Origin of the sequence: Kitasatospora sp. NPDC004745 (assembly GCF_042873275.1) — a bacterium.
In the GTDB taxonomy this organism is placed as follows: Bacteria; Actinomycetota; Actinomycetes; order Streptomycetales; family Streptomycetaceae; genus Kitasatospora.
This window is the reverse complement of the sequence record NZ_JBIALK010000002.1, coordinates 145900-162037: the sequence shown is the minus strand read 5'-3', so window position 1 is coordinate 162037 and position 16138 is coordinate 145900. Positions and strand designations below refer to the sequence as shown.

Genomic DNA, 16138 nt, shown 5'->3' with positions numbered 1-16138 from the left:
ACCGCACTCCGCCACCCCGCCGCACCGGCGGCCCGCCCCCGGGAGCCACGGGGCTGCTCCCGACGGCGCGCCCCGCGCGGCGGGGCCGGAGGGCACGCTGCCCGTCGGGGCCGGCCGGGACGGCGGCGCGGCATGAGCACCGCCGTCCTGGCCGGCCGCCCGGCCGCCCCGTTCGTCCTGCCCGCACGCTTCGAGCGGGTGCCGGCGCTGGCCGCCGTCGCGCTGCTGCCCTGGCTCGCGGTCCTCGCCGTCTGCCACGAGACCCCGTGGGTGGTGCTCGACCTGGTCGAGCTCACCGCGCTGGTCTCGCTCGACGCGCTGCTGCGCCGGCGCAGCAGCGCCGCCGCCGTGGCCGGCGCGGCCGTCGCCCTGCTGCTCGCCGGGGACGCGCTGGCCGACGTCGCCTGCGCCGGGCCGGGCCACGCGGTGCTCGCCGCGCTGGTGATGGCGTTCCTCGTCGAACTGCCGCTCGCCGTGGTCTGCGTCCTGCTCGGCCGGGCCGCGGCGGCCGGACGCTGAGGCCGGTCCCTGAGGCCGGTCCCTGAGGCCGGTCTCTGAGGGTCGGTGCCGAGGCGGGGCGCCGGGGCCGCGTCGGCTCCCGCCGCGGGGTGCCGAGCAGGGGCGCCGGGCCGGTCAGCGGGTGGTGGGCAGACGGTTCATCAGCTCGCGGGTCTGCTCGTCGCGCGGGGTGTAGGTGATCATCCGGGTGCCGAGCCGGGGGCCGAGCCAGAGGTTGGTGTACTCGCAGTGCAGCAGTCCGACGCCCGGCACCCGGAAGCGCTTGATGCCGTTGCCCGGGCGCATCACGTCGTGCCGCTGCCAGGCCGCCTCGAAGTCCGGCGAGGCCCTGCGCAGCCGCGCCAGCAGCGTCTTCCAGGCCGGCTCCGCACTGTGGTCGGCCATCCCGGCGCGGAACCGGGCCACCATCACGTCGCGTTCGGTGTCGTGGTCCACGAGCACCTCGCGGAAGCGCGAGGGCGTGAACGCCAGCCACAACAGGTTCCGGTCCTCCGGGGCGAGGTCGGCGAGGTCCCCGACGATCCCGGTGTACTGGGCGTTGTACGCCAGCACGTCGTAACGTGTGTTGATCACTCCGGCCGGGCAGGGCGCCAGCTGATCCAGCACCAGGCGGATGCTGGGCGTCACCGACGGGCAGTCGACCACCGGCGCCGGGTCGTCCGCGCCCGCCAGGGTGAACAGGTGGGCGCGCTCGCTCGGGTCCAGCAGCAGCGCACGGGCGACCGCGTCCAGCACCTGGGCGGACACCTGGATGTCGCGGCCCTGCTCCAGCCACGTGTAACCAGGTCACCCCGACGGCGGCGAGCTGCGCGACCTCCTCCCGGCGCAGGCCCGGGGTCCGGCGGCGCCCGGTCATCGGCAGGCCGACCTGCTCGGGTGCGATCCGCTCGCGGCGGCTGCGCAGGAAGGCCGCCAGGTCGTGCCGACGGGCGTCGGCGGGGGTGTTCCGGGCTTGCGCGGGCGGGGTGACGAGGCTCATGGTTCCCAGCATGCGTCAGCCGCGATCCTGTTGCCAGGTACTTCTCATACCCGGATAACCACACTCTGGTACCAGGGTGCGGAGCAGCGGATCGTATGACCCGTGACCCGACACCTCGCCACCGCAGCCGCACCGGCCCGCGCCGCCACCACCCCCGGCAGCACCGCCACCGCCACCCGCCCCGCCGGCATCCCGGCCACCGACACCCCGGCCACCGGCGGCCCGTCGACCGCCCACCCCTCGACCGGCGGCCGCCCCGCCGTGGCCCCGTCCCCCGGGACCCCCTCCCTCGGCACCGCCGGGCTGGTCACCGTCCTGCTCGGGGCCTTCCTGCCGATGCTCGACTTCTTCATCGTCAACGTCGCGCTGCCCACCATCGACCACGACCTCGCCGCCGGCCCCGCCGTCCTCGAACTCGTCGCCGCCGGCTACGGCATCGCCTTCGCCGTGCTGCTGGTGCTCGGCGGCCGCCTCGGCGACATCTTCGGCCGGCGCCGGCTCTTCGTCATCGGCGCGCTCGCCTTCGCCGTCACCTCGCTCGCCTGCGGCCTCGCCCCCGGCGCCTGGAGCCTGGTCGCCGCCCGGGCCGCCCAGGGCGCCTCGGCCGCACTGCTGATCCCGCAGGTCCTCGGCACCATCACCGCCGCCACCGAGGGGGCCCGGCGCGGCCGCGCCCTCAGCGTCTACGGAGCCGTCGGCGGCATCTCCGTCGTGATCGGCCAGGTGCTCGGCGGCATGCTCGTCGCCGCCGACCTGTTCGGCACCGGCTGGCGCTCCGTCTTCCTCCTCAACGTGCCGTTCGCGCTGCTCGCGGTGGTCCTCGCCGTCCGCTACGTCCCGGAGAGCCGGGCCGCCAGCGCCGCCCGGGTCGACGTCCCCGGCACCGTCCTGCTCACCGCGGCCCTGGTCGCGCTGCTCGTCCCCCTCATGGAGGGCCGCGCCGCCGGCTGGCCGCTCTGGTCCTGGGTGATGCTGGCCCTGTTCCCCGTCCTCGCCGTCGCCTTCGCCCTCGTCGAACGCCGCGCGGAGCGGCGCGGCGACACCCCGCTCGTGCCGCCGACGCTGCTGCGCATCCCCGAGATGCGGCGCGGCCTCGGCATCGCCCTGCCCTACTTCGCCGGCTTCGGCGGCTTCATGTTCGTCATCGCCGTCGCCCTGCAGCAGGGCCTGCACCTGGGCCCGGTGGCGGCCGGCTGGGCACTCGTCCCGATGGCCGTCGGCTACTTCAGCGCCTCGCTCTCCGGCCCGCGGCTGATCGGCCGGTACGGCAGCCGGGTGCTGAGCGCCGGTGCCGTCGTCCAGGCCACCGGACTGGCCACCCTCGCCGCGACCGTGCTCACCGACTGGGCGCACTTCTCGCCGCTGCGGATGGCCCCCGGCGTCGCCCTGGCCGGCATCGGGCAGGGTCTCATCGGCACCCCGCTGTTCCGGGTCGTCCTCTCCAAGGTGCCCACCGCGCGCGCCGGCGTCGGCAGCGGCGTACTCGCCACCAGCCAGCAGGCCAGCCTCGCCCTCGGCGTCGCCACCCTCGGCACCCTCTACCTGTCGCTCTCCCCCGGTCTCGGCATGGACCGCGCCCTCGCCCTCTGCCTGGGTCTCCAGCTCCTCGGCTCGTTCACCGTCCTCTACCTGACCACCCGTCTCCCCCGCTCCATCGGCTGACCCGGCCGGCGGGTCACGGCGCGCAGGACGGCCCCGCGGTCACCCCGTGACCGCGGGGTCCGGCCGTTCCCGGCGGGGCGGTGCCCGTCGGGGCGTCACTCACCCCGCCCCGGGCCCGGGTGCCGGCACCCGGGCGGGGTGAGTACCCGTACTCATGCCGCGCCGGGGCGCCTGCGGAAGGCTCGTCCCGTACCTACCGCACACCCGAGGAGACCGTCGTGTCCGTCGAAGCCGCCCGTTCCGCCCACCGCACCGCGGTCGCCCGGCTCATGGTGGTCGGCGCGGGGTTCTGGGGGGCCGCCCCCTTCTACGCCCTGGCCATGCGGCCGCACCCGGGCGATCGGCTGCCGCCCCGGGAGAAGTGGGGTTCCGCCGAGTACGAGACGGCCCAGATCGACAACCTGGTCGCGGGGATCGGCTTCCTGATGATCCTGCTGGCGGCCGCCACCGCCGTGTGGTGCTGGGCCCGGGCGGCGCACCGCCTGCGGCAGGGGGCGGCGGGCGCGGCGGCCTTCGCGGCGGGGACGGCGCTCTACACCGGGCTGCTGGCCGTCGCCGGCGCGGGCGCGGTCTTCGGCGGCCTGCGCGATCCGGCCGCGGTCGGGGCGCTCGCCGTCCTGCTGCCCCTGAGCGCGGCCGCCCTGGTGGCCACGGCACTGCCCCGGATGCGTCGGACACCGTGGCCGGGCCTCGGCAGCGGGGCGGTCGAAGGCCGCTGACGTCGTGGCGGCCGGCGACCGCAGCGCCCACGGCCGCGGTGCCCCCACGGCCCGCACCGGCTCCCGCCCGCAGTGCCCTCCTGCCAGGCCCGCCCGGCCTTCCTCCCCGCGCTCCGGGCTGTCACCCTGGTCATCCGCCCCGCCGCGGCGGGCACCCCGTACCGACGGCCACCCCGAGGAGGGACATGACCCCAGACATCCACCAGGCACTGGACCTCCAGGAGGACGACAACCTCCTGGAGGCCGGCGCCGCCGCCCCGCCCAACCGCCCGCCGTACGACAAGGTGCTCGCCACCCGCCCGGTCCGCCGGCTCCCGTACGCCTGGGTGGCGCGGAGCAGGCCCGGCGCCACCCTCGTGGCCGTCCTCGGCACCTGGAGCGAGGGCGCCGGCCTGGCCCGGCTCACCGTCCTGCCGGACGGCACCGCCGAGGGCGGGATCATCGCCCGCGCCGACGCGCTCCCCGGCGACGCCGCCCGGTACGCCCGGAGCCAGCCGTACTGGATCACCTTCGCCGGGCCCGGCCGGCCGGCGCGGATCACCCCCACCCTCCTGAGCGACCCGGCGGCCGCCCTCCTCGTCCAACTGGCCTTCCCCGACGCGGAGTACTACGTCACCGTCGGCGAGGACCTGGAGTCGATCCACTGCCTGGCGGCCCCCGGCTCGCTGGCCGAGGTCCGCGACGACACCTACGGCTGGACGGCCCACCAGAGCGGCCGGCGCGCCCTGTGGGACGAGGCCGAACCCCTCCTGGCCGCCTGGCAGGAGGCCGGGCGCCCCGGCCCCACCGCCGTCCGGCTCCGGATCGCCCCGCACACCTGGACCGCATGGGTCCCGGGCCACCCCGCACTGCGCTGGGAGCACCGGTGCCCTGACGCGCCGCCCGGCGAAGTGTGAGAATCGCGTGATCTCCGGGACGGGCGGGGCGACACCTGGAAGGCTGTGGCCCCGATCCGACCGCACCACGACCACCCGGGGGAGCCACCCATGCCGCTGTTCGGCAGCCGCAAGAACCTTCCGAAGCCCCTGTGCGACGAGCACGGCCCGTGCAGGGAGCTCGCCAGGATCTCGGTCTTCGACGTCCGGGACCGGCTGCGGCTCCTGATCACCCCGACCAGCGGCCTGGGGCCGGACACGATGGCGCAGCGGATCGACGACGAGCTGTCGGTGGTCCTCTGCGTCGACGGGGGGAAGCGGGGCGGGGCGACGGCGGCCCTGTCGATCGCCGAGCACGCCGCCGACCAGTGGAGCATCAGCCGCCCGGAGCTGTGGGAGCGGGCGTTCGCCAACCTGCCCGCCCAGGACCTCAACCGGCGGTCCTTCAACGCCACCAACGGCGACACCCTGTACGCCGTCAACGGCACGGGCGCCTGGCCCGGCGCCGCCCGGGCGCTGCGCCTGGAGCAGGCCCTGGGCGGGATCGAACTGCCCTACGGCGCCCTGGTCACCCTGCCCACGGGCAACGCCTTCTGCGCCGCGCCGATCCGCACCAGCGCCTCGCTGAACGCGATCCGCTTCATGATCGACCTGTCCGGGAACCTCGCCGCCGGCGACCCGGCGCCGCTGACCTCGTCGATCTTCTGGTACCGCGACGGCTGGCTCGAGAACCTCAACGTCGGGACGAACGGCATGATGCGCCCCTCGGCCCGCTTCCGCGAGCTCGCCGACACCCTGCCGGCGGCCTGAGCGACGGGCTCCCACCCGGGCCGGGGCGCGCTCTTCCACAGCGCCCCCCGGGGGGCACCCCCGACTGCCGCCCCGAAACCCGCTGGCCCGGACCCGCCCCTTCATGTCAGAGTGACGATATGGACGAGAAGCACGTGGGGCACCCCGGCGAGGCCCGCAGCCGGGCCGAGTTGGCGGCGCTGACGGCGGCCGGAGCGCGGCCGAAGTGGGTGATGTTCTGGGGGCACACCGCGCGCGGGGGCGGGGGCACCCGGCAGGAGTGCCTGAGCCAGTGGTGGCCCGCGGAGTTCACCGTGGACGGGGTGACGTACCCGTCGGCCGAGCACTGGATGATGGCGGGCAAGGCCCGGATGTTCGGGGACGAGGCCATCGCGCGGCAGGTGCTGGAGGCGCGGACCCCGGCCCAGGCGAAGAAGCTGGGGCGGCTGGTCCGGGGCTTCGACGGCGAGGCGTGGGAGGCCGGTCGGTTCGAGCTGGTCGTCGAGGGCAACGTCGCCAAGTTCGGGCAGGACGAGCGGTTGCGGGCGTACCTGCTGGGCACGGGGGCGCGGGTGCTGGTCGAGGCCAGTCCGGTGGACCGGATCTGGGGCATCGGGCTCGCCGCGGACGACGCCCGGGCGGAGCGCCCCGCCGAGTGGCGGGGGGAGAACCTGCTCGGCTTCGCGCTGATGGAGGCCCGCGCACGGCTGGCCCCGTGAGGGCGGTCGTCCCGCTGCTGGACGGTGCCGTGCTGCTGTCGACGGGGGCGGCGCTGGCACTGGCGCCACGGGCGTGGCGGCGCGAGGTCCCGCCCGGGCGCGGGAGCCGGGAGGTCCCGCCCGGGCGCGGGAGCCGGGAGGTCCCGCCCGGGCGCGGGGGGCGCTTCGGCCCGGAGGCGGCGCTGGCCGTCGTCGTCGGACTGATCCTGCTCAACCAGGCCCTGTTCACGGTGTACGTCCGCCGGGTGCACGACGGCAGCGCCGCGTTCGTCGCCCGCCACCTGCCGCCCGGCTGGTTCGACCTGGCGGGCCCGAACGCGCTGCTCGACCGGCTGGCGGCGCACTTCCCCGCACCGGAGCTGCTGGCGCCCACCGTGCTCCGGGTCCAGGCGCTGCTCGAACTGCCGCTGGTGCTGCTGGCGTTCGCCGCCGTGCTGCGCCGGCTGGACCGGGGCCTGTACGTACGGGTGGCGCGCTCGCCGCTGGTCCCGTTCGCCGCCGCCTCCTACACGGTGGCGTTCTGCGCGGTGGAGTGGGACCTGCACAACCCGTACACCGTGGACGACATCGCGCTGCGGATCGTCTCGGCGCTGGTCACCCCGCCGTTGCTGGCCCGGATCGCCGGGCGGGAGCCGCCCGCCGACCGACCGCCGCGCAGCCCGGTGCTGTTCGTGGTCGACCTGTGGCTGTACGGCCACCTGATGCTGGTGCTGTACGACACCGTGCTGCTCTACAACCTGGGCCGGCTCGGCGGGCACCTGCCCGGCGCGCTCGCCGCGGTGGCCGCCCTGGCCGTCACCGCGGCGCTGCCGCGGTCCGCGCAGGAACCCGGCCCCCGGGTCGCCGCGCTCACCGCGACGACCGGCCGCGCGCTCGCCCTCTTCCTGGTGCCGGCGCTCGCGATCCGCTACGGCGCCTCCTTCGGCACTCCCCGGCTCGCCGCCGCCGCGGGCCTGCTGGTGGCGGCGGCCGCGCTGCGCCGGGAGTCCCTCCGACTGCTCCCCGCCGCGGCGGCGGGCCTGGCCGTCGGGTGCGCGGTGGCCGCGCTGCTGCCGGGGCCGTACTTCGAGGCGACGCTGCTCCGGAGCGCGACCGGCGCACTTCTCGCGGCGTCCGCCCTCTGCGAGCTCCTTGACACCACTCGGTCACGACTGGACGTGCTCCCTTAACTCCCCAGCCACATAACGACGCCAGGATGTCCCGCAGTCAGGGTCGAGATGGACAGGGTGGGGCGATCATGCGCATGCGGCCGACGGCAGAACCCGCGGGCCAGCACCTGGAAGGCGAGCACCAGGCGCACGAACTCCGGGCGGAGCTGGACGAGTTACTCCGGGCGAGCCGCTACGCGAGCCAGCGGGAGCGGCGGTTGAACGAGGCGCTGCGGGCGGCACCGGGCCGCCAGCGGCCGGACGGGGACCTGCTGCGCCAACTGGCCCAGGCCCGCACCCTGCGCGAGGGCCTGGGCGCCCGCTGCCTCCAACTGAGCGACCAGCTGGAGGACTTGCAGACCCGGCTGCGGCACCGGCAGTCCGAGCAGGCACCGCACCCCGCGCCGGCGGCACCGCCCGCCCGGCCCGACCTCGGCGCCCTGTCCGAACGGGTGTCGGCCCTGCACCGCGCCGGCGCGTTCGCCGAGGCCGCGGAGCTGCTCGCCCAGGCCGCGACCCGCCTCGAACCGGCCGACACCGCACTGCTGGTCGGCATGCTGGCCCGGCGCGGCCCGTCGGGCGCCTCGCTCCGGCTGGCCAGGAGCGCCGCCCGCTGCTCCCCGGAGCAGGCGGTGGCGGTGCTGGCGGAGTTGCGCGAGCTCGGGCTGGCCGAGGAGGCCGCGGAGCTGTTCCACACCTTCTGGGGCCTCCCGGCCGCCGAGCTGCCCGCCCTGCTGGCGGCGCTGGAGCGGGCCGGTCAGAGCGCGGACGGCGCCACGCTGCTCTGGGAGTGGGGCTCGGCGCCGACACCGGAGCTCACCGCGCTGGCCGACGGCCTGCGGCGCGCGAACCGCCGGGCCGACCTGCGGACCCTGCTGCGCCAGGCGGCGGGCCGGCCGACCGCGGACCTGGCCTCGCTGGCGACGGGCCTGCCGGCCGAGCTCGCCACCGTACTGCTGCACGAGCTGGCCGCGCTGCGCCCGCCGGCGGAGCTGGTCCGGCTGGCGGCCGCCCTGGAGACGGCCCCGGGGCTGTACGAGGAGCTGCTCGCGGCCCTGCTGGCCGACGCCGTCCGGCACCGGACCACCCTCGCCGCGCTGCGCAGCGCCGGCCTGCCGACCACGCCGGCCCCGGCACCGCGGTCCCGCTGGGGCCGCAGGTAGCTGCGCCGGGCCGCGACGGGCCGCGACGACGGGAGCCCCCGCCCGCCCGGTGAGGGCGGACGGGGGCTCCCGGAGGCGCCGGCCGGACTCAGCAGCCGATCAGTCGCGCGGCCAGGTACGACTTGACCTGGTCGAGCGAGACGCGCTCCTGCGACATGGTGTCGCGCTCGCGCACGGTCACCGCGTTGTCCTCGAGGGTGTCGAAGTCGACGGTGACGCAGAACGGCGTGCCGATCTCGTCCTGGCGGCGGTAGCGCTTGCCGATGGCGCCGGCGTCGTCGAACTCGACGTTCCACGCGGTGCGCAGGTCGGCGGCCAGGCCGCGGGCCTTCGGGGAGAGGTCGGCGTTGCGCGACAGCGGCAGGACGGCGACCTTGACCGGGGCCAGGCGCGGGTCGAGCCGCATGCCGACGCGCTTCTCCAGGACGCCCTTGGCGTTGGGCGCCTCGTCCTCGAAGTAGGCGTCGATCAGGAAGGCCAGCATGGCGCGGTTGAGGCCGGCCGCCGGCTCGATGACGTACGGGAAGTACCGCTCGCCGGACTCCTGGTCGAAGTACTTCAGGTCCTGGCCGGACGCCTCGCTGTGCACCCGCAGGTCGTAGTCGGTGCGGTTGGCGACGCCCTCCAGCTCGGAGAACTCGCTGCCGCCGAAGTTGAAGCGGTACTCGATGTCCACCGTGCGCTTGGCGTAGTGGGAGAGCTTCTCCTTCGGGTGCTCGAAGAAGCGCATGTTCTCGGTGCGCAGGCCGAGGCCGACGTACCAGTCCCAGCGCTGCTGGAGCCAGTACTCGTGCCACTGCTCGTCCTCGCCCGGCTTGACGAAGAACTCCATCTCCATCTGCTCGAACTCGCGGGTACGGAAGATGAAGTTGCCGGGGGTGATCTCGTTGCGGAAGCTCTTGCCGGTCTGGGCGATGCCGAACGGCGGCTTCTTGCGCGAGGTGGTCTGGACGGCCTTGAAGTTGGTGAAGATGCCCTGGGCGGTCTCGGGGCGCAGGAACGCCAGGCCGCTGGCCTCCTCGGTGACACCGAGGTGGGTCTTCAGCATGCCCGAGAAGTCCTTGGGCTCGGTGAACTGGCCCTTGGTGCCGCAGTCGGGGCAGTTGACGTCCTTGAGGCCGTTGGCCGGCGGGAAGCCGTGCTTGGCCTCGTACTTCTCCTCCAGGTGGTCGGCCCGGTGGCGCTTGTGGCAGGAGAGGCACTCGGTCAGCGGGTCGTTGAAGGTGGCGACGTGGCCGGAGGCCTCCCAGACCTCACGGGCGAGGATCACCGACGAGTCGAGTCCGACGACGTCCTCACGCGCCTGCACCATCGCGCGCCACCACTGGCGCTTGATGTTCTCCTTGAGCTCGACACCCAGCGGCCCGTAGTCCCAGGCGGCACGCGTGCCGCCGTAGATCTCGCTGCAGGGGTAGACGAAGCCACGGCGCTTGCTCAGGCTGACGATCGTGTCGATCTTGTCGGCGGCCACAGTGCTCTCTTCAGTACGTACGGCACGGTCAGGGCACGGCTGGTTGCGCGTACCCGAATACCTCAGGTTACCGGCCATATGGGTACGTGGTTCAAATCGGTATCGTCCGGTCTCCCCCACCCATCGTCACCTGCCGTTCACCCGTCCGAGTGAGTTGACAATCATTTCCACTAAAGATGAGAATGATTGTCATGATGATCCGACGACGCACCCGCAGCTCCATAGCCCTCGCCGCCACCGCCCTCGCCGCCTCCCTCGCCCTCACGGCCTGCGGCGGCAGCAGCAGCGCCCAGGACGCGAACGGCAAGCTGAAGGTCGTCGCCTCCTTCTACCCGATGGAGTACCTGGCCCAGCAGATCGGCAAGGACCACGTCGCGGTCACCGACCTCACCGCGGCCGGCGTCGAGCCGCACGACCTGGAGCTCACCGCCAAGCAGGTCGGCACCGTCCAGAAGGCCGACGCGATCCTCTACCTCAAGGGCCTGCAGCCCACCGTCGACCAGGCGGTCGCCCAGTCCGGCAGCAAGCACAAGATCGACGCCGCCGCCGCCAGCCCGCTGGTGGACCACCACCTCGACGAGGGCGCCGAGGACGGCGGGGCCGACGGGCACCGGCACGAGGGCCCGGCCGGCGACCCGCACATCTGGCTCGACCCGACCCGCTACGCGGCGGTGGCCAGGAGCGTCGGCGAGGAGTTCGCCAAGGCCGACCCGGCCCACGCCGAGGACTTCCGCCGGAACACCGACGACCTGGTCGGCCGGCTGACCGCGCTCGACGAGCAGTTCCGCACCGGCCTGAAGGACGCCGGCACCCGGACCTTCGTCACCAGCCACGCCGCCTTCGGCTACCTCGCCGAGCACTACGGCCTCACCCAGGTCGCCATCAACGGCGTCGACCCGGAGTCCGAGCCCACCCCGGCCCGCCTCGCCGAGGTGCAGAAGGCCGCCAAGGACAACGGCGTCACCACGATCTTCTTCGAGACCCTGGTCAGCCCCAAGCTCGCCGACACCGTCGCCAAGGACCTCGGCCTCAGGACCGCCGTCCTGGACCCCCTGGAGGGCGTCAAGGACCCGGCCAAGGACGACTACCTGACGGTGATGAAGCAGAACCTGGCCAACCTCCAGGCCGCCCTCGGCGCCACCAGCGCCGCCAGCTGACGGGACGACAGCACGCCATGACCCCTCCGACACCCCCGGCCGTCCGCCTCCGTGACGCCGTCGCCTCGCGCGGCGGCCGGCCGGTGCTGCGCGGCGTCGACCTCACCGTCCAGCCCGGCGAGGTGGTCGCCCTGCTCGGCGCCAACGGCTCCGGCAAGTCCACCACCGTCAAGGCCGTCATCGGCTCCGTCCCGCTGGAGCAGGGCTCCCTGGAGCTGTTCGGCGTCCCGTACGCCGGGTTCCGCGCCTGGCACCGGATCGGGTACGTCCCGCAGCGCACCACCGCCGCCTCCGGCGTCCCCGCCACCGTGCGCGAGGTGGTCTCCACCGGGCGCCTGCCGCAGCACCGGCTGCTGCCGTTCCGCCGCCGGGACCGCGCCGCGGTGGACCGCGCGCTGCACGCCGTCGGCATGCTGGAGCGGGCCGGGGACGGCGTCGCCGACCTCTCCGGCGGCCAGCAGCAGCGGGTGCTGATCGCCCGCGCCCTGGTCGGCACCCCCGACCTGCTGATCATGGACGAGCCGATGGCCGGCGTGGACGCCGCCAGCCAGCAGGTGCTCGCCGACACGCTGCGCGCCGAGGTCGCCCGCGGCGCCGCCGTCCTCCTCGTGCTGCACGAACTCGGCCCGCTGGAGCCGCTGATCGACCGCGCCGTGGTGCTGCGGGACGGCTGCGTCGCGCACGACGGCCCGCCGGTGCCCAACACCGGGCTGCACGCGCTCCCCGGCCACGACCACGTCCACCCGCACGCCGACCACACCCCGCCGAGGCTGCTCGCATGACCGAGATGCTGTCCTACGAGTTCATGCAGCGCGCCCTGCTCGCCGCCGTCCTGGTCGGGATCACCGCCCCGGCCGTCGGCATCTACCTGGTGCAGCGCCGGCAGGCCCTGATGGGCGACGGCATGGGCCACGTCGCGATGACCGGCGTCGGCCTCGGCTTCATCTTCCAGACCAGCCCGGTCTGGATGGCCGTCCTGGTCTGCGTGCTCGGCGCCGTCACCATGGAGCTGGTCCGCTCGCGCGGCAACCAGCGCGGCGACATCGCGCTCGCGATGCTCTTCTACGGCGGCATGGCCTGCGGCAAGCTGCTCGTCTCGCTCTCCGCCCAGGCCGGCGCCGGCTCGCTGGAGAGCTACCTGTGGGGCTCGATCCTCACCGTCGCCCCCGCGGACCTGACCGCCATCGCGGTGCTCGGCGCGGTGGTCGTCGCGGTCACCGTCGGGCTGCGGCGCCAGCTCTTCGCGATCTGCCAGGACGAGGACTTCGCCCGGGTCACCGGGCTGCCGGTGCGCACCCTCAACCTGCTGCTCGCGGTGATGGCGGCGGTCACCGTCACCGTCGCCATGCGGGTGGTCGGCCTGCTGCTGGTCAGCGCCCTGATGGTGGTCCCGGTGGTCGCCGCCCAGCAGCTGACCCGCTCCTTCGCCGCCACCCAGGCGGCCTCGATCGCGCTCGGCGTGGTGGTCTCGCTGGCCGGCGTCACCGGCTCCTACCAGCTCGACGTGCCCTCCGGTCCGGCCATCGTGCTGCTCGCGATCGCCGTCTTCGCGGTGTTCAGCGTGCTCGCGGCACCGCTCGCCCGGCGCCGCCACCGGGCCTCCGCGGACCCAGGACCGAAGGTCTGCGACGTCGAACTGCCGGACCGTCCGGCCGGGTCGCACCCGGGGCAACTCCCGGAACAGAGTTCGTCCGACACGACCACCCCGGGGCGGCGGGCAGGGCTGGCACAATGAGGTGCGAGACGCCCACCACCCCAGGAGGACCCACGGTGACCACCGCAGGCCCGTCGCCGCGCGCCCGATCGACCCGGCAGCGTGCCGCCGTCTCGGCGGCCCTGGACGAGATCGAGGACTTCCGCAGCGCGCAGGAGCTCCACGACATGCTCAAGCACCGCGGGGACTCCGTCGGTCTGACCACGGTCTACCGCACCCTCCAGTCGCTCGCGGACGCCGGTGAGGTGGACGTGCTGCGCACCGCCGACGGCGAGGCGGTCTACCGCCGGTGCAGCAGCGGGCACCACCACCACCTGGTCTGCCGGCACTGCGGCGCCACCGTCGAGGTGGAGGGCCCGGCGGTGGAGCGCTGGGCCAACTCGGTCGCCGCCGAGCACGGGTTCAGCGACATCGCGCACACCCTGGAGATCTTCGGCACCTGCGCGGAGTGCGCCAAGAAGGTCTGAGCGCGCCGCCCGGACGCGACGACGGCGAAGGGCCCGCGGGAGCTGCTCCCGCGGGCCCTTCGCCGTGCCCCGGCGCCGCGCCTCAGCGCTGGGTGGGCAGCCCCACCGGCGCCGGCACCTCGTTCGGGATCGCCCCGCCGAAGCGGCGGTCGCGCATCGCGTACTGCTCGCAGGCGCGCCACAGGTCCCGGCGGTCGAAGTCCGGCCAGAGCACGTCCTGGAACACGAACTCGGCGTACGCGGACTGCCAGAGCAGGAAGTTGGAGGTGCGCTGCTCGCCGCTGGGGCGCAGGAAGAGGTCCACGTCCGGCATGTCCGGGTGGTACATGTAGCGGGCGAGGGTCTTCTCGTTGACCTTCTTCGGGTCCAGCCGCCCGGCGGCGACGTCGGCCGCGAGGGCCTGCGCCGCGTCCGCGAGCTCGGCCCGGCCACCGTAGTTGACGCACATGTAGAGCGTGACGGCGTCGTTGCCCTTGGTCTGCTCCTCGGCGACCTGCAGCTCCTGGACGACGCTCTTCCACAGCTTCGGCATCCGGCCGGCCCAGCGGATCCGCACGCCCATCGCGTCCATCTCGTCCCGGCGGCGGCGGATGACGTCCCGGTTGAAGTTCATCAGGAACTTCACCTCGTCGGGCGAGCGCTTCCAGTTCTCGGTGGAGAACGCGTACAGCGAGATGTTCTTGACCCCGAGCTCGATCGCGCCCTTGAGGACGTCCAGCACGACGGACTCCCCGACCTTGTGGCCCTCGGTGCGCGGCAGCCCGCGCTCCTTGGCCCAGCGGCCGTTGCCGTCCATCACGATCGCGACGTGCTCGGGGACCAGCTCACCGGGGATCTTCGGCGGCCGGGCGCCGCTGGGGTGCGGGGTCGGGGGAACGTACTCCCGCTGCTTGCCGCCGCCGAAGAGCCGTCGCGCTGCCATGTGCTCACTTCTCCACGTATCTCATCGAGCGGATGCCCCGCTCCAAATGCCACTGCAGATAGGCCGCGACCAGGCCGCTGCCCTCCCGCCAGTACCGCGGCTCGCAGGAATCGGCCGTCTGCCAGTCCCCTGACAGCAGCGCCCCGAGCAGTACCAGTGTCTCAGGGGAGGGTACGGCACATCCCGGCACTCGGCAGTCCGGGCAGAGCACGCCGCCCGCCTGGAGCGAGAAGAAACGGTTCGGCCCCTCCAGGCCGCACTTGGCGCAGTCGGTGAAGCTCGCGCCGTACCCGTTCACCGCGAGCGACCTGAGCAGGAAGGCGTCCAGCACCAGGTGCGACTCGTGCAGGCCCGCCGCCAGCGTGCGCAGACCGCCCACCAGCAGCAGGTACTGCTGCACGGCCGGCTCGCCCTCGTTCTCGGCGAACCGCTCGGCCGTCTCCAGCATCGCCGTCCCGGCGGTGTAGCGGCCGTAGTCGGTGACGATCGAACCGCCGTACGGCGCGATGGTCTCCACCTGGGTGCAGAGCGGCAACCCTCGGCCGACCAGCTCACTCCCCCGGCTGAAGAACTGCACGTCCACGTGCGAGAACGGCTCCAGGCGGGCGCCGAACTTGGACTTGGTCTTCCGCACCCCGCGCGCCACCGCGCGCACCTTGCCGTGCTGGCGGGTCAGCAGGGTGATGATCCGATCGGCCTCGCCGAGCTTCTGCGCCCGCAACACGACGCCGTCGTCCCGGAAAAGACTCATGCCAGCCATTCTCCCCCAGCCGCCGGCCCCGGCCGACAGCCGGCGACGACCGCCGGGGCCCGGGCGGGCGCCGACAGCCGTGTTGCCCGCACCGAGTCCGTGGGGGAGGACCGTACGGTGCGGGTCACGGCGGGCCCGGAGGGGGGAGTCGGGCCCGTTTGTGGGGGATGGGGATGGCTCTGGGGTCCGGTCGGACGGTTCAGGAGGTCGGTTTCCAGGGGGCCGGTTCAGGAGGTCGGTTCAGGTCCAGGAGGTCGGTTCGGCGGGGCGGCCCGGCGCACCCGCCGCCGGGGCCCGGCCCGGAGCCGGAGACCGGGACGGGCGGGGCGACTAGTACGGCGCCCGGGTCGCCGCCTCCAGCAGCGCCCCGACCCGCGACGCCGGCAGGTCCAGACAGCGCCCGACCGCGGCCAGCGCCTCGCGCTCCTGCGGCAGGTAGCGGCCGTCGGCGAGGGCGATCGCCGCACCCTGCAGCAGCAGCCGCTCCCGGCCCTGGTGGGCCAGGTGCGGGGCGAGCGGTTCGAGCACCGCGTGCAGTTCCACCGCCAGGCCGGCGGCCTCCCCCAGCCCCTCGCCGGAGGGCTCCCCCAGCTCGTGGGCGTCGCGGAGTTCGCCGCCGAGCCCGGAGAGCGCGGCGAGCGCGGCCAGCACCTGCGCCTCGCCGCAGTCCTCGAAGCCGGCCTCGCGCACCGCCGTGCAGGCCGCCTCGCGGGCCGCCCGGTGGGCGGTGCCGCCGGCCGCGAGCAGGGCCAGCGCGATGGTGTACTGGGCGTCCCGCAGCATCGCTCCGAGGCGCACGCAGGTCGGTTGCTCCAGGCTCTCGACGCCGTACCGGCCGTGGCAGCCGGTGCACTGCACGCTGCCGATCACCGGGCCGAGCGGGAGCACCGGCGTCCCCAGCAACCGCAGCCACCGCCGGCCGTGCTGCCGGCGGTAGTTGCGGTCCCCGCCACAGCCGGGGCAGAAGAAGTCACCGAGAACGTCCGTCCGCCACCGCGGGCGAACACCCCACAACCTGATCACGGCGCCACTCCCCAGACATGGCAGGCGGCCTGCACAACTATGGGCAGGTCACGCGACCGG

16 protein-coding genes and 1 pseudogene are annotated in these 16138 nt (G+C 74.5%); 12 read left to right on the top strand and 5 right to left on the bottom strand.

Features of this window, described 5'->3' with window-relative positions:
- Window positions 1-132: 132 nt before the first annotated feature.
- Window positions 133-519, top strand: coding sequence for a hypothetical protein (locus tag ACFYUY_RS04175; protein ID WP_360210116.1), 387 nt, complete (start codon window positions 133-135; stop codon window positions 517-519).
- A 114-nt stretch (window positions 520-633) separates the two neighbouring features.
- Here the strand turns inward: ACFYUY_RS04175 and ACFYUY_RS04170 are convergent.
- A pseudogene (locus ACFYUY_RS04170) lies at window positions 634-1510 on the bottom strand (helix-turn-helix transcriptional regulator).
- 90 nt (window positions 1511-1600) lie between these two features.
- Here ACFYUY_RS04170 and ACFYUY_RS04165 point away from each other — a divergent pair.
- The 7 genes from ACFYUY_RS04165 to ACFYUY_RS04135 all read left to right on the top strand — a co-directional run bounded on the left by ACFYUY_RS04165 (window position 1601) and on the right by ACFYUY_RS04135 (window position 8573).
- Complete coding sequence (locus tag ACFYUY_RS04165) at window positions 1601-3160, top strand: MFS transporter (RefSeq protein ID WP_387897690.1); 1560 nt, start codon at window positions 1601-1603, stop codon at window positions 3158-3160.
- Window positions 3161-3378: 218 nt separating this feature from the next.
- The gene (locus ACFYUY_RS04160; RefSeq protein WP_387897687.1) at window positions 3379-3879 is read left to right on the top strand and encodes a hypothetical protein; all 501 of its coding nucleotides are present in this window, start codon (window positions 3379-3381) and stop codon (window positions 3877-3879) included.
- A 185-nt stretch (window positions 3880-4064) separates the two neighbouring features.
- On the top strand, window positions 4065-4775 hold the full coding sequence (locus tag ACFYUY_RS04155) for a hypothetical protein (protein ID WP_387897684.1): 711 nt from the start codon (window positions 4065-4067) through the stop codon (window positions 4773-4775).
- Window positions 4776-4865: 90 nt separating this feature from the next.
- The gene (locus ACFYUY_RS04150) at window positions 4866-5564 is read left to right on the top strand and encodes a hypothetical protein (RefSeq protein WP_387897682.1); all 699 of its coding nucleotides are present in this window, start codon (window positions 4866-4868) and stop codon (window positions 5562-5564) included.
- A 119-nt stretch (window positions 5565-5683) separates the two neighbouring features.
- Window positions 5684-6262 carry an NADAR family protein gene (locus tag ACFYUY_RS04145; protein WP_387897679.1) on the top strand — a complete coding sequence of 193 codons (579 nt, stop codon included), beginning with the start codon at window positions 5684-5686 and terminating at the stop codon, window positions 6260-6262.
- Window positions 6259-7431, top strand: coding sequence for a hypothetical protein (locus tag ACFYUY_RS04140; protein WP_387897676.1), 1173 nt, complete (start codon window positions 6259-6261; stop codon window positions 7429-7431). The genes ACFYUY_RS04145 and ACFYUY_RS04140 overlap by 4 nt, the downstream gene beginning before the upstream one ends.
- A gap of 68 nt (window positions 7432-7499) precedes the next feature.
- On the top strand, window positions 7500-8573 hold the full coding sequence (locus ACFYUY_RS04135; RefSeq protein ID WP_360210130.1) for a hypothetical protein: 1074 nt from the start codon (window positions 7500-7502) through the stop codon (window positions 8571-8573).
- 88 nt (window positions 8574-8661) lie between these two features.
- Here the strand turns inward: ACFYUY_RS04135 and ACFYUY_RS04130 are convergent, their stop codons facing one another.
- Window positions 8662-10044 (bottom strand): glycine--tRNA ligase, encoded by a 1383-nt coding sequence (locus tag ACFYUY_RS04130; RefSeq protein ID WP_360210132.1) that lies wholly within the window; start codon window positions 10042-10044, stop codon window positions 8662-8664.
- Window positions 10045-10235: 191 nt separating this feature from the next.
- Between ACFYUY_RS04130 and ACFYUY_RS04125 the strand changes: the two genes are divergently transcribed.
- Genes ACFYUY_RS04125 through ACFYUY_RS04110 form a run of 4 tightly spaced genes read left to right on the top strand, consistent with a single transcriptional unit; the run spans window position 10236 to window position 13382 of the window.
- Complete coding sequence (locus ACFYUY_RS04125) at window positions 10236-11201, top strand: metal ABC transporter solute-binding protein, Zn/Mn family (protein WP_387897673.1); 966 nt, start codon at window positions 10236-10238, stop codon at window positions 11199-11201.
- Window positions 11202-11218: 17 nt separating this feature from the next.
- Window positions 11219-11983 carry a metal ABC transporter ATP-binding protein gene (locus ACFYUY_RS04120; RefSeq protein ID WP_360210136.1) on the top strand — a complete coding sequence of 255 codons (765 nt, stop codon included), beginning with the start codon at window positions 11219-11221 and terminating at the stop codon, window positions 11981-11983.
- A complete protein-coding gene (locus tag ACFYUY_RS04115; protein ID WP_360210138.1) occupies window positions 11980-12936 on the top strand; it encodes a metal ABC transporter permease in 957 nt (318 codons plus the stop codon). Before ACFYUY_RS04120 ends, ACFYUY_RS04115 begins: the two co-directional genes overlap by 4 nt.
- A gap of 35 nt (window positions 12937-12971) precedes the next feature.
- Window positions 12972-13382 (top strand): Fur family transcriptional regulator, encoded by a 411-nt coding sequence (locus ACFYUY_RS04110; RefSeq protein ID WP_360210140.1) that lies wholly within the window; start codon window positions 12972-12974, stop codon window positions 13380-13382.
- A gap of 82 nt (window positions 13383-13464) precedes the next feature.
- On the opposite strand, the gene ACFYUY_RS04105 is transcribed toward ACFYUY_RS04110, so the two are convergent.
- The 3 genes from ACFYUY_RS04105 to ACFYUY_RS04095 form a co-directional block, all read right to left on the bottom strand.
- The gene (locus ACFYUY_RS04105; protein WP_360210142.1) at window positions 13465-14304 is read right to left on the bottom strand and encodes an isoprenyl transferase; all 840 of its coding nucleotides are present in this window, start codon (window positions 14302-14304) and stop codon (window positions 13465-13467) included.
- A gap of 4 nt (window positions 14305-14308) precedes the next feature.
- On the bottom strand, window positions 14309-15055 hold the full coding sequence (gene recO / locus ACFYUY_RS04100) for a DNA repair protein RecO (protein ID WP_387897671.1): 747 nt from the start codon (window positions 15053-15055) through the stop codon (window positions 14309-14311).
- 330 nt (window positions 15056-15385) lie between these two features.
- Window positions 15386-16069: a TerB family tellurite resistance protein gene (locus ACFYUY_RS04095; protein WP_387898643.1), complete on the bottom strand. Its 684-nt coding sequence runs from the start codon at window positions 16067-16069 to the stop codon at window positions 15386-15388.
- Window positions 16070-16138: the final 69 nt, after the last annotated feature.

Excerpts from the sequence above, each read along its gene's own strand:
- ACFYUY_RS04175 (WP_360210116.1), top strand. The coding sequence starts at position 133 with ATGAGCACCGCCGTCCTGGCCGGCCGCCCGGCCGCCCCGTTCGTCCTG.
- ACFYUY_RS04105 (WP_360210142.1), bottom strand. The coding sequence starts at position 14,304 with ATGGCAGCGCGACGGCTCTTCGGCGGCGGCAAGCAGCGGGAGTACGTT.
- ACFYUY_RS04115 (WP_360210138.1), top strand. The coding sequence starts at position 11,980 with ATGACCGAGATGCTGTCCTACGAGTTCATGCAGCGCGCCCTGCTCGCC.
- ACFYUY_RS04145 (WP_387897679.1), top strand. The coding sequence starts at position 5,684 with ATGGACGAGAAGCACGTGGGGCACCCCGGCGAGGCCCGCAGCCGGGCC.
- ACFYUY_RS04135 (WP_360210130.1), top strand. The coding sequence starts at position 7,500 with ATGCGCATGCGGCCGACGGCAGAACCCGCGGGCCAGCACCTGGAAGGC.
- recO (WP_387897671.1), bottom strand. The coding sequence starts at position 15,055 with ATGAGTCTTTTCCGGGACGACGGCGTCGTGTTGCGGGCGCAGAAGCTC.
- ACFYUY_RS04150 (WP_387897682.1), top strand. The coding sequence starts at position 4,866 with ATGCCGCTGTTCGGCAGCCGCAAGAACCTTCCGAAGCCCCTGTGCGAC.
- ACFYUY_RS04125 (WP_387897673.1), top strand. The coding sequence starts at position 10,236 with ATGATGATCCGACGACGCACCCGCAGCTCCATAGCCCTCGCCGCCACC.
- ACFYUY_RS04155 (WP_387897684.1), top strand. The coding sequence starts at position 4,065 with ATGACCCCAGACATCCACCAGGCACTGGACCTCCAGGAGGACGACAAC.
- ACFYUY_RS04120 (WP_360210136.1), top strand. The coding sequence starts at position 11,219 with ATGACCCCTCCGACACCCCCGGCCGTCCGCCTCCGTGACGCCGTCGCC.